At 65.1% G+C, this 12,005-nt stretch carries 10 protein-coding genes; 9 read left to right on the top strand and 1 reads right to left on the bottom strand.

The window, feature by feature from the left end; genetic code table 11:
• Positions 1–112: 112 nt before the first annotated feature.
• From JQ632_RS28600 to JQ632_RS28580, 5 genes are all read left to right on the top strand, one after another.
• Complete coding sequence (locus tag JQ632_RS28600; RefSeq protein ID WP_212405984.1) at positions 113–2,380, top strand: acyl-CoA dehydrogenase; 2,268 nt, start codon at positions 113–115, stop codon at positions 2,378–2,380.
• A complete protein-coding gene (locus JQ632_RS28595) occupies positions 2,380–3,663 on the top strand; it encodes an acetyl-CoA C-acetyltransferase (protein ID WP_212405983.1) in 1,284 nt (427 codons plus the stop codon). The genes JQ632_RS28600 and JQ632_RS28595 overlap by 1 nt, the downstream gene beginning before the upstream one ends.
• 2 nt (positions 3,664–3,665) lie before the next feature.
• The gene (locus tag JQ632_RS28590; protein ID WP_212405982.1) at positions 3,666–5,759 is read left to right on the top strand and encodes a 3-hydroxyacyl-CoA dehydrogenase NAD-binding domain-containing protein; all 2,094 of its coding nucleotides are present in this window, start codon (positions 3,666–3,668) and stop codon (positions 5,757–5,759) included.
• 7 nt (positions 5,760–5,766) lie between these two features.
• Positions 5,767–6,174: an acyl-CoA thioesterase gene (locus tag JQ632_RS28585; protein ID WP_212405981.1), complete on the top strand. Its 408-nt coding sequence runs from the start codon at positions 5,767–5,769 to the stop codon at positions 6,172–6,174.
• A 193-nt stretch (positions 6,175–6,367) separates the two neighbouring features.
• A complete protein-coding gene (locus JQ632_RS28580) occupies positions 6,368–6,559 on the top strand; it encodes a hypothetical protein (protein ID WP_212405980.1) in 192 nt (63 codons plus the stop codon).
• Positions 6,560–6,754: 195 nt separating this feature from the next.
• Here JQ632_RS28580 and JQ632_RS28575 read toward each other — a convergent pair whose 3' ends face one another.
• A complete protein-coding gene (locus JQ632_RS28575) occupies positions 6,755–7,207 on the bottom strand; it encodes a nuclear transport factor 2 family protein (RefSeq protein ID WP_212405979.1) in 453 nt (150 codons plus the stop codon).
• Between the two features lie 156 nt (positions 7,208–7,363).
• On the opposite strand from JQ632_RS28575, the gene JQ632_RS28570 reads away from it, so the two are divergent.
• From JQ632_RS28570 to JQ632_RS28555, 4 genes are all read left to right on the top strand, one after another.
• Positions 7,364–8,050, top strand: coding sequence for an HAD family phosphatase (locus JQ632_RS28570; protein ID WP_212405978.1), 687 nt, complete (start codon positions 7,364–7,366; stop codon positions 8,048–8,050).
• Between the two features lie 103 nt (positions 8,051–8,153).
• Positions 8,154–9,002: a DeoR/GlpR family DNA-binding transcription regulator gene (locus JQ632_RS28565; RefSeq protein ID WP_212405977.1), complete on the top strand. Its 849-nt coding sequence runs from the start codon at positions 8,154–8,156 to the stop codon at positions 9,000–9,002.
• 353 nt (positions 9,003–9,355) lie between these two features.
• The gene (glpD, locus tag JQ632_RS28560; RefSeq protein ID WP_212405976.1) at positions 9,356–10,906 is read left to right on the top strand and encodes a glycerol-3-phosphate dehydrogenase; all 1,551 of its coding nucleotides are present in this window, start codon (positions 9,356–9,358) and stop codon (positions 10,904–10,906) included.
• The gene (locus JQ632_RS28555) at positions 10,903–11,994 is read left to right on the top strand and encodes an ABC transporter ATP-binding protein (protein ID WP_212405975.1); all 1,092 of its coding nucleotides are present in this window, start codon (positions 10,903–10,905) and stop codon (positions 11,992–11,994) included. Before glpD ends, JQ632_RS28555 begins: the two co-directional genes overlap by 4 nt.
• Positions 11,995–12,005 lie beyond the last annotated feature (11 nt).

The following is a 12,005-nucleotide window of genomic DNA, read 5'->3' as shown; positions in this document are numbered from 1 at the left end:
GGCCTGACCCGCGTCAAATTCGCTGCTTTTTGCCAGCGAAGTCTTCACTTCTCGCCGCCAGTTTCCGCTAAAATGAGGGCGATCCGCGCCGCCGTTTCATGAGGTCACCGCCATGAGCTTCCGCCGCGACACCATCACCAAGCCCATCTTCGCGCTCGCCCGCGGCGCTCTGCCCGCGATGTCGGACACCGAGCGCGAGGCGCTGGAGGCCGGCGACGTCTGGTGGGACGCCGATCTCTTCACCGGCAATCCCGACTGGTCGAAACTGCTGGCGATTCCGCCTGCGACGCTGAGCGGCGAGGAAAAGGCCTTCCTCAATGGCCCCGTCGACGAGCTCTGCGCCATGCTCGACGAGTGGAAGATCTTTTGGGAATGGCGCGACCTGCCGCAGGACGCGTGGACCTTCATCAAGCGCAACAAATTCTTCGGCATGATCATTCCGAAGGAGTTTGGCGGGCTCGGCTTCTCGCCCTATGCGCATTCCGAAGTGGTGCGAAAAATCTCGACCCGTTCGATCGCGGCCGCCGTCACTGTGATGGTGCCGAACTCGCTCGGCCCCGGCGAATTGCTGCTGCGCTTCGGCACAAAAGAGCAGCAGGAGCGCTGGCTGCCGCGCCTCGCCGACGGCCGCGACATTCCCTGCTTCGGCCTGACCAGCCCCGAGGCCGGCTCCGATGCCGCCTCGATGGTCGACACCGGCATCATCTGCAAGGGCATTTTCGAGGGCCGCGAAGTGCTGGGCCTCAGGCTCAACTGGCACAAGCGCTACATCACGCTCGGCCCGGTCTCCACGCTGCTCGGCCTTGCCTTCAAGGCCTATGATCCCGATCATCTCGTGGGCCAGGACGAAGAGCTCGGCATCACCGTCGCGCTGATCCCGACCAATCTTCCCGGCGTCGAGATCGGTCATCGTCATCTGCCGGCAATGCAGGTGTTCCAGAACGGCCCGAACTGGGGCCGCGACGTCTTCATTCCGCTCGACTACATCATCGGCGGCAAGGAACGGCTCGGGCAGGGCTGGAAGATGCTGATGACGGCGCTCGCCGCCGGCCGCGGCATCTCGCTGCCGTCGCTGTCGGCTGCGGGTGCGGCCTATGCGGCGCGTACCACCGGCGCCTATGCGCGGATCCGCGAGCAGTTCGGCATCTCCATCTCCAAGTTCGAGGGTGTCGAGGAGCCGCTCGCCCGCATCACGGCGACCGCCTATCAGCTCGACGCGGCGCGGCGGCTGACCTGCGCCGCGCTCAATGCCGGCATTCACCCCGCCGTCATCTCCGGCATCATGAAGCTGCACGCGACCGAGCGGATGCGGTTTGCGGTCGACGACGCCATGGACATCCATGGCGGCAAGGCGGTGATCGACGGCCCGCAGAACTACATGGGCAATCTCTATCGCGCCGTTCCGGTCGGCATCACGGTGGAAGGCGCCAACATCCTGACCCGCAACCTCATCGTGTTCGGGCAGGGCGCGATCCGCGCGCATCCTTATCTGCTGGAGGAGATGAACGCGCTCGCCGATAGCGACAAGGAGCGCGGGCTGATCGCCTTCGACGCCGCGTTCTGGAAACATGTCGGCCACAGTTTCAAGACGCTGGGCCGTGCCTTCGTGCGGAGCTGGACCTTTGGCCTGTTCGCGCCGGCGCCTGATGCGGGCGATGCGACAAGATTCTATCGCCAGCTCTCGCGCTATTCGTCGGCGTTCGCGCTCTGCGCTGACATGGCGCTGCTCACGCTCGGCGGCGCGCTGAAGCGCAAGGAGATGCTGTCGGCGCGCTTTGGCGACATCCTCTCCGAACTCTATCTGCTCTCCGCTGCGCTGAAACGCTGGCAGGACGAGGGGCGGCAGAAGGAGGACCTTGCCGCGCTCGAATGGTGCATGGCGAACGGTTTCAAGACCATCGAGAACCGCTTTGCCGAGATCCTGGCCAATCTGCCGAACCGCTTCGTCGCAATAATCCTCAAGCTCGTCGTCCAGCCCTTTGGCGCCCGCGTGCTGGGTCCGTCCGACCGCGTCGTGCATCAAACCGCCGAACTCGTGCTGGCGCCGTCGGCCGCGCGCGAGCGGCTGACGCCGGATCTCGCCCATGTCGCCGACGACGGCGGCTTTGCCCGGCTGGAGCAGGCCTTTGTACTGGTCGTCGAGACCGACGAGGTCGCAAAGCGCCTGCGCGCCGCACGCATCCACGACTGGAAGGACGGCGTTACCAGGGGCGTGATCACGCAAGCCGAGGGCGAAAAGCTCGCCGTCGCCCGCGAGGCCGTGAAGAAGGTGATCGAGGTCGATGATTTTGCGCCGGAGGCGCTGTCGCCGATTTACAAGAAATCCGCCGACGTGCATCAGTTCTTCCAGGAACTCGGTGAACAGAGGGCGGCGAGCTGATGGCACGACCTGTCTTTATCGTCGACGGCAGTCGGACGCCGTTCCTCAAAGCGCGCTCCGGCCCCGGGCCGTTCACACCGGTCGATCTCGCCGTGCAATGCGGCCGGCCGCTGCTCGCGCGCCAGCCCTTTGCGCCCGATGCCTTCGACCAGGTGATCCTCGGCTGCGTCAATGTGATCGCCGACGAGATGAACCCGGCGCGGGTTGCGGCGCTGCGGCTCGGCATGGGCGAGGATATGGTCGCCTTCACCGTGCAGATCAATTGCGGCTCCGGCATGCAGTCGATTGACACCGGCTACCGCTACATCAGGGAAGGCCACGCCGATCTGATCCTCGCCGGTGGCGCGGAAGCACTGAGCCACGCGCCGCTGGTCTGGCCGAACAGCGGCGTGCGCTGGTTTGCGGGCCTTGCCACCGCCAAGGGCGTCGGCGCGAAGATCGCCGCCGCGCTCAAATTGCGGCCGCGCTATCTCAAGCCGATCATCGGGCTGGAGCGCGGTCTCACTGATCCCGTCACCGAACTGAACATGGGCCAGACCGCAGAAGTCGTCGGCCATCTCTTCGGCATCACCCGTGCAGAGGCTGACGCCTATGCCGCCGAGAGCCACAAGCGGCTCGCGAATGCGCAGGCGCAGGGCTGGCTCAAGGGCGAGGTCGAGACCGCGTTCTCCCGCGACGGCAAATTCTACGATCATGACGATGGCGTGCGGCCGGACTCCACCGCTGAATCGCTGGCGAAGCTGAGGCCGGTGTTCGAGCGCCCCTGGGGTCAGGTCACCGCGGGCAATTCCTCGCAGATCACCGACGGTGCCTCCTGGGTGATCCTCGCCTCGGATGAAGCGGTGGCAAAGCATCATCTGACGCCAAAAGCCGTCATCGTCGACAGCAATTGGGCCGCGCTCGATCCCAGTATCATGGGCTTGGGGCCGGTGATGTCCGCGACGCCGCTGCTCACGCGCAACAACCTCACCATCAAGGACGTCGAGACCTGGGAATTGAACGAGGCCTTTGCGACGCAGGTGCTCGGCTGCCTCGCCGCCTGGAACGACGACAAATTCTGTCGCGAGATCTTGAAGCTCGACGGTGCCGCCGGCGAGATCGATCGCGACAGGCTCAATGTCGACGGCGGTGCGATCTCGCTCGGCCATCCCGTCGGCACGTCAGGCAATCGCATCGTGCTGCATCTCGTCAATGCGATGAAGCGGCTCGGCACCCGTCGTGGGGTGGCCACCGAATGTATCGGCGGCGGGCTGGGCGGTGCCATGCTGATCGAGGTGGTGTGACCATGGAATCGAAGATCATGGACGCCATCGGCGACCGCGCGCTCGAGCTTGGACCGAAGCCTGAGGCCGGTCCCTACCGCCATTTCAAGCTGACGCGCGATGCCGACGGCGTCGCCTGGCTGCTGTTCGATCGCGACGGCGCGAGCGCCAACACGCTCTCCGCCGAGGTGATCGAAGAGCTCGACAAGGTGCTTGCGGGAATCGAGGCCGACCGCCCGGCCGGGCTCGTCATTCGCTCGGCGAAAAAATCTGGCTTCATTGCGGGCGCCGACGTCAATGAATTCCGCGGCGCGACCGATCCACAGATGGTCGAGGCGGGAATCCGTGGCGCGCATGCCGTGATCGACCGGCTGGAAGCGCTCCGCCTGCCCACCGTCGCCGTGATCCACGGAATTTGCCTGGGCGGCGGGCTCGAGGTCGCGCTCGCCTGCCAGTCGCGTATCGCGATCGACAGCGCGCGTTTTGGCTTCCCCGAGGTGATGCTGGGCCTGCATCCCGGCCTCGGCGGCACCGCGCGCTTCACCGCGCTGGTCAATCCGACGCAGGCGATGACGCTGATGCTGACCGGCCGCACCATCGACGCGCGCCGCGCCAAGGCGCTCGGCCTCGTCGATGCCGTGACGCAGGAACGCCATGTCCGGGGCGCCGTGAAGGACGCGGTGTTCGGTCGGCTCAAGCGCGCCAGGCCCGGTATGCTCAACACCGTCCTCAACTTCACGCCGGTGCGCGGCTTCCTCGCCAAGCGCATGCGCAGCGAGACCGCGAAGGCCGCGCGGCGCGATCATTATCCCGCGCCTTACGCGCTGATCGACCTCTGGGAAAAGCATGGCGGTGACAAGACGGCGATGTTGAGGGCCGAGCAGTCCTCCTTCGCCAATCTGATGGTGACGCCGACGGCGCAAAACCTGATCCGCGTCTTCTTCCTGCGCGAGCAGATGAAGAAGACGGCGGGAAGCGGCAATACGGTCAGGCATGTCCACGTCATCGGCGCCGGCGCCATGGGCGGCGACATCGCCGGCTGGTGCGCAGGGCAGGGGCTTCGCGTCTCGCTCGCCGACATGAAGGCGGAGCCGATCGCGGGCGCGGTGAAGCGCGCCGCCGAGCTCTATGGAAAAATCATCCGCAAGCCGACCGAAGTGCGCGACGCGCTCGACAGGCTCATCCCGGACATGGACGGCGAGGGCGTGCGCAACGCCGACCTCATTATCGAGGCGGTGCCGGAGAAGCTCGAGCTGAAGCAGAAGGTCTATGCCGGCATCGAGCCGAAGATGAAGGCCGGCGCGATCCTTGCGACCAACACGTCGAGCATTCCGCTGCAGGATCTGCGCACGACGCTGATAAACCCCGCGCGGCTTGTCGGCCTCCACTTCTTCAATCCGGTGTCGCGGCTTCAGCTCGTCGAGGTCATCAGCCACGACGGCAGCGATGCAGGCGTCCTGAAGGAAGCACTTGCCTTCGTCGGCGCGATCGATCGCCTGCCGCTGCCGGTCAAGAGCTCGCCCGGCTTCCTCGTCAACCGCGCGCTGACGCCCTACATGCTTGAAGCCATGGTGATGCTGGACGAGAAGACCGACCAGCGCCTGATTGATGCTGCCGCCGAAGAGTTCGGCATGCCGATGGGGCCGATCGAGCTTGCCGACCAGGTCGGCCTCGACATCTGCCTCGACGTCGGCGACATGCTGCGCGCGAAGTTCGGCGATCTCTTGCCGCCGACGCCGGCCTGGCTGCGCGACAAGGTCGCCAGGGGCGAGCTCGGCCGCAAGAGCGGCAGGGGCTTCTATACCTGGAAGGACGGCAAGGCCGAGAAGGCGCCGCTGCCCGAGACCGGCCCAAGAGTCTCCGACGAGATGATCGACCGCCTGATCCTGCCGATGTCCAATGTCTGCGTCGCGGCCTTGCGCGAAGGCATCGTCGACGATGCTGATGGCGTCGATGGCGCCATGATCTTTGGCGCCGGCTATGCGCCGTTCCGCGGCGGTCCGCTCAACTATGCGCGCACGCGCGGGGTGGAAAACATCGTCGCGACCTTGCGCAAGCTGGCCGACAGATTTGGCGGGCGCTTTGCGCCTGACGAGGGATGGGCGAATTTCAAGTGAGAGGGGCATGACCGAGCAAGCAAACGAACCTAAGGGCGATCTCTGCATCCGCACGCTGGCGATGCCCGCCGACACCAATGCCAATGGCGACATCTTTGGCGGTTGGCTCCTCAGCCAGATGGACGTCGGCGGCGGCGTGTTCGCCTCGAAGGTGGCGAAGTCGCGCACCGTGACGGTCGCGATCGACGCGATGAATTTTCGCAAGGCCGTCTATGTCGGCGATCTCGTCTCGGTCTACGCCACGCTGGTTCGCGTGGGCCGCACCTCGATGACGGTGCATCTCGAAGCCTGGGCGTTGCGCCGCAGGGAGGTGCAGCCGATCCTCGTCACCGACGGCAACTTCACCTACGTCTCGATCGACGACGAGGGAAAGCCGCAAACCATTCAGCGCACGGAGCCGCTGGTCGCGACCTAATCGCGCGCGGCCTCTTAACGCATGTGTCGGCGATGCGAACGCGCGTCGCGTCTTTGCCAACATCAAGTCACAAAACCGATGAGGTCGCGGCGTACCTAGTTGCGTGTCGATTCGGGGTGGAAATGCTCGTCGTGCCCATAGGAACCTTTGGACACGGGGGTCGTTGTTCGCCCGCACCAGGGATCAACGGGCAATGCCGGACAGCTACATCATCGAAGTGAACTCGCAAACCGCAGGTATCGTCGTACGCAACCCGGAAGGATACCGCTTCTTCGCCTCATCTCACCGCTTCAATCGCCTCGAAGGCCAGCTCTTCCGCAACGCACGCGAAGCCGAACGCGCCGCGCGCCGGCTTGTGAACGGAGATTTGAAGGAGGCGGCGTGATCTCAGGCTCGTTGAGCCGCAAACTCTGACATTCCCTTCTCCCCTTGTGGGCGAAGGTGGCGCGAAGCGCCGGATGAGGGGTTGCATCCGCAATTTCACAAGCGTGAGAGGACTCGCCTAGAGAGACCCCTCACCCGTCTCGCCGCTCCCGCGGCGAGCCACCCTCTCCCACAAGGGGAGAGGGTAAGAGAAGCATCACAATTTCGTCGCGGCGCGCGACAACAGCTTCCAGTCGCTGCCCTGTTTCTGCCAGTTCATGAGAATGTGAAGGTTGGTCGGAATTTTCTTCCCATCGGCCAAAGATTCCTGTTCCGCAACCCAGTTGAATCGAACGATCGCGGCCGGGCCGACGACCTTGATCTTGGGATCGCGATATTCGATCGACAGGAATTTTGTCTTTGACGTGTCGATGGCGCCCGCAAGGAACTGCTGCTTGTCCTCGACCTTGCCGCTGGAGTGGCTGTAGCTCAAATCGTCCGCGCAGAGCGCGGCCAGCACCTTGCCGTCCGCCGCAATCTGCCCCATGCGAAATGCTTCGACATTCTTCGCCACCGCTTCGTCGTCGGGTGAAGACGCCAGCGCAGGAACCGCGCTCAGCGTTGCAAGTGCCGCGGCCATCAAAGCCAGGTCGCGTCGATCGATAGTCATGGTTTCCTCCGTTTTTGCTCTTGAGGCGAGTGTTGCAGCCGCGCGCGACTTTGTCGAGTGTCACGTCGCCGTCAACGTCCTGCGTTGCATTGCGCTGGTCGGGCCGTATTGATACGTCTCGTGCATCGATGCGCGACGCGCGAAGGGATCACGGCAATGATGCAAGGAAGGATGCAGGATATGGGCAGGGCGCTGCTGTTCGACATCGACGGCACGCTCGCCGACACCGACGCGCTGCATCGCGAGGCGTTCAATGAGGTCTTTGGTCCGCGCGGACATGTGTTCGACCACGCGCGCTTCGCAAAGGAGCTCCAGGGCTTTTCCAATGCCTCGATCGGCGAGCGTTTCCTGCCCGACGAATCCGAGGATGCGCGTGCCGCCATCCTGGGCGAGAAGGAGCAGATTTTTCGCAATCTGGTGGGCGGGCAGATCAGGCCGGTGCCGGGACTGATGGCCCTGCTCGACGAAGCCGACCAGGCCGGCATCCCCATGGCCGCCGTAACCAACGCGCCGCGGCTCAATGCCGAGATGTTGTTGTCGGGACTCGGCATCATCAACCGCTTCAAGGCGATCGTGATCGGCGACGAGCTTTCGCACGGCAAGCCGCATCCGATGCCCTATCTGGAAGGGCTGCGGCTCACCGGCGGCGCGGCGCATGCCGCGATCGCGTTCGAGGATTCCCGCTCCGGTATCCAGTCGGCGGCCGCGGCCGGAATCAGGACGATCGGCATGCGTACCAGCCTCAGCCACGACGATCTCGTCGCGGCGGGCGCGATCGCCTCGGCGCGCGCATTCGACGATCCGGAACTGGTGACATTGGTTGCGAAGGCAATGAACTGGTGAGGGTGGCGTTGTTGCAGCGCAGCCCTTAACGCTGTGCGCAGCTCTTGCGTTGACCTCGGCGCCGAACCGCCGCACCATGCCGTTCTGATTTGAGGTGCCGCCCGTGACCGGACTGACCCATCGCCAAGCCGAAATTCTCAACATCGCGCGTGCCTCCGGTCGTGTGATGGTCGAGGAGCTCGCGCGCCGTTTCGAGGTCTCGGCCCAGACCATCCGCAAGGATCTCAACGATCTCTGCGAGCGGCGGTCGCTCACCCGCATCCATGGCGGCGCCATCATCGCCTCGGGCGTGGAAAACCTCGCCTATGAGGCGCGCCGCTTCGTGGCCGCCGAGGAGAAGAAGGCGATCGGGGCAGCCGCCGCCTCGCTGATCCCGAACGGCTGTTCGCTGTTCATCAATATCGGCACCACTACGGAAGAGGTGGCGAGCGCGCTCACCTCGCACGAGGACCTGCTCGTCATCACCAACAATCTCAACGTTGCGATGCTGCTCTACCGCCATCCGCGCATCGAGGTCGTGGTGGCCGGCGGTACCGTGCGGCGCGCCGACGGCGCCGTGGTCGGCTCGACCGCGACGCAACTCATCGGCCAGTTCAAGGTCGACTACGCCATCATCGGCTCGTCGGCGATCGACGAGGAGGGCGCGCTGCTCGACTTCGACTATCGCGAGGTGCAGGTGGCGCAGGCCATCATCGCCAACGCCCGCAGCGTCATGCTGGTGGCCGATTCGACAAAGCTGCGCCGCAGTGCGCCGGTGCGCATCGCCCATATCAGCCAGATCCAGACCTTCGTGACCGATCAGGAACTCCCCGAACGCCTCGCCACGATCTGCCACAGCAAGGGCATCGAGGTGGTCGAGGCCATGCCGAAGTCTGCCGACATCGACGACGCGCCGGCCGAGCCCGCGCAGGATGCGGCACCCGAGGCGGCGCCGGTGGTAAGGTTGCGGTAGCTCTCCACCCTCCCCTGGAGGGGTCCGAGACGAGCGTAGCTCGCTCGTGGGTCGATCGCGCGCAGCGCGAGCGGGGTGGGGTGATCTCTCAACTCGGGCGCTGTTTGACGTGGAGGGACTGTCACCCCACCCCGTCTCACATTTCGCTACGCTCATGTGAGCCGACCCACGAGCGAGCTTCGCTCGTCTCGGACCCCTCCAGGGGAGGGTGGCAGAGCGTGCTCATCGATTGATCCACCTGCTCATAAAAAAAGTTCCGGTTTCGCTTCCTTTCGTCTTGCTTTCGTTTTGTGATCTGTTTTAATCCAAAAACGAAAGTGAAATCGCCCAAGTGAACGGGCGGTCGCCGGGGGATGCGTCTTTTGGAGCGTGTTTTTGACCTCGCCATCATTGGAGGCGGTGTTAACGGTTGTGGTATCGCGCGCGACGCGGCCGGCCGGGGCAACACGGTTTTCCTTTGCGAGATGAACGATTTGGCGAGCGGGACCTCGTCCTGGTCGACCAAGCTCGTGCATGGCGGTCTGCGCTATCTCGAATATTACGAGTTTCGCCTCGTCCGTGAGGCGCTGATCGAGCGCGAGATCCTCTGGGGCATCGCGCCCCACATCATCCGCCCGCTTCGTTTCGTCCTGCCGCACCATGCGGGCCTGCGTCCGGCCTGGCTGTTGCGGCTCGGTCTCTTTCTCTACGACCACATCGGCGGCCGGCATCTGTTGCCGGCAACGCGCTCGGTCGATCTCACCAGGGATGAAGTCGGCAAGCCGCTGATTCCGAACCGCTACACGCGCGCGTTCGAATATTCCGACTGCTTCGTCGACGACGCCCGCCTCGTCGTGCTCTCGGCGCGCGATGCTGCCGACAAGGGCGCCGAGATCCGCACCCGCACCCGCGCCACCGAGATTCGCCAGCAAGGCGGCCTCTGGCACGTCAGCATGGTCAACACCGTCACCGGCGAGCGCTCGACGATCCAGGCGCGCGCGCTGGTCAATGCTGGCGGTCCCTGGGTCGAGGACGTCCTCGCGCGCGGCGCCGGCGTCAATGCCAAGGCAAAAGTCCGCCTGGTGCAGGGCTCGCACATCGTGGTCAAGAAGCTCTACGACCACGACCGCGCCTACATGTTCCAGAACGCGGACGGCCGCATCATCTTCGTTATTCCCTACCAGGACGATTTCACCCTGATCGGCACCACCGATCGCGACTATGAGGGCGATCCTGCCAAGGTGAAGGCGACCAAGGAGGAGATCGCGTATCTCTGCGCGGCGGCGAGCGAATATCTGGCAAAACCCGTCAAGCCCGAGGACGTGGTGTGGGACTATTCCGGCGTCCGTCCGCTCTATGATGACGGCGCCAGCGAAGCCAAGGCCGCAACGCGCGATTACGTGTTCGAGCTCGACACCCCCGGCGGCGTGCCGCTGCTTTCGATCTATGGCGGCAAGATCACGACCTATCGGCGGCTGGCCGAAGAGGCGTTGGAACGGCTGGCGCCCTATTTGCGCTCCTCCAAGTCGCGCGAGGGCTGGACCGGCAAATGGCCGCTGCCCGGCGGCGACATGGACGTCTCGGCAGTCGACGCCCTGATCGCGGAACTCCAGCGCGGCTATCCCTTCCTCAGTTCCGAACACGCCCGCCGCCTGGCGCGGGCCTATGGCACCCGCGCGATCAAATTGCTCGGCGAGGCCAAGTCGGCGGCCGATCTCGGCCAGTCCTTCGGTGCGACGCTGACCGAGCGCGAGGTCCGCTACCTCATGGCCAATGAGTGGGCGGTCAGCGCCGAGGACATCGTCTGGCGCCGCTCAAAACTCGGCCTGCGACTATCTGCCGACCAGATCGCGGCCCTCAACGACTGGATTGCGACCCACGGAGTGCAGCAGTCTCCCTTGCTGGAAGCAGGAGGACGCTCATGACCGTAACCCTCGATCACGTCACCCGCACCGTCGACGGCATGGCCCATATCCGCGACGTCTCGCTGACGCTCGAGAGCGGCACGCTCAACGTGCTGCTCGGGCCGACGCTGTCGGGCAAGACCTCGATCATGCGGCTGCTCGCTGGCCTCGACAAGCCGACCACGGGCAGGGTGCTCGTCAACGGCAAGGACGTCACCGGCATCGACGTGCGCCAGCGCTCGGTGGCGATGGTGTACCAGCAGTTCATCAATTACCCCTCGCTCACGGTCTATGAGAACATCGCCTCGCCCCTGCGCGTGCAGGGCAAGCCGGCCTCCGAGATCGAGCAGCGGGTTGCGGAAGCCGCAAAACTGTTGCGGCTGGAGCCGTTCCTCAAGCGCACGCCGCTGCAGCTCTCCGGCGGCCAGCAGCAGCGCACCGCGATCGCGCGCGCGCTGGTGAAGGGCGCCGACCTCGTGCTGCTCGACGAGCCGCTCGCCAATCTCGACTACAAGCTCCGCGAGGAGCTGCGCGCCGAGCTGCCGCGCATCTTCGAGGCCACCGGCGCCACCTTCGTCTACGCCACGACGGAGCCGACCGAGGCGCTGCTGCTCGGCGGCAACACGGTCTGCATGTGGGAAGGCCAGGCGTTGCAGATGGGCGAGACCTCCAACGTCTATCGCCGTCCGCAGACCTTGCGCGTCGCGCAGGTCTTTTCCGATCCACCGCTCAACCTCGTCGGCCTCGAGAAGAAGAACGGCCGGGTCGCCTATGCCGGCGGCAGCGCCGCTCCGGCCTCCGGTCTCTATGCGGGTCTCGCCGACGGCGCCTATCGCGTCGGCTTCCGCGCCCACCAGCTCGGCCTCGCCAACGGCGAGACCGAGCGCCACGCCTTCCACGCCACAGTGACGGTGACGGAGATCACCGGTTCGGAGAGTTTCGTGCATTTGACCCGCGACGGTTCGAACTGGGTTGCGGTGCTGCACGGCGTGCACGAATTCGAGCCCGGTCAGACGCTCGATGCCGTGCTCGATCCCAACGACGTCTTCGTGTTCGACGCGGCCGACCGCCTGGTCGCCGCGCCGGGCGCCGCGGCAAAGAACAGCTGAGGGAGATGCGC

The sequence above is a fragment of the Bradyrhizobium liaoningense genome (assembly GCF_018130955.1).
Lineage (GTDB): Bacteria > Pseudomonadota > Alphaproteobacteria > Rhizobiales > Xanthobacteraceae > Bradyrhizobium > Bradyrhizobium liaoningense_C.
Note: the sequence above shows the minus strand (reverse complement) of the source record. Positions and strands in the feature narration are given on the sequence as shown.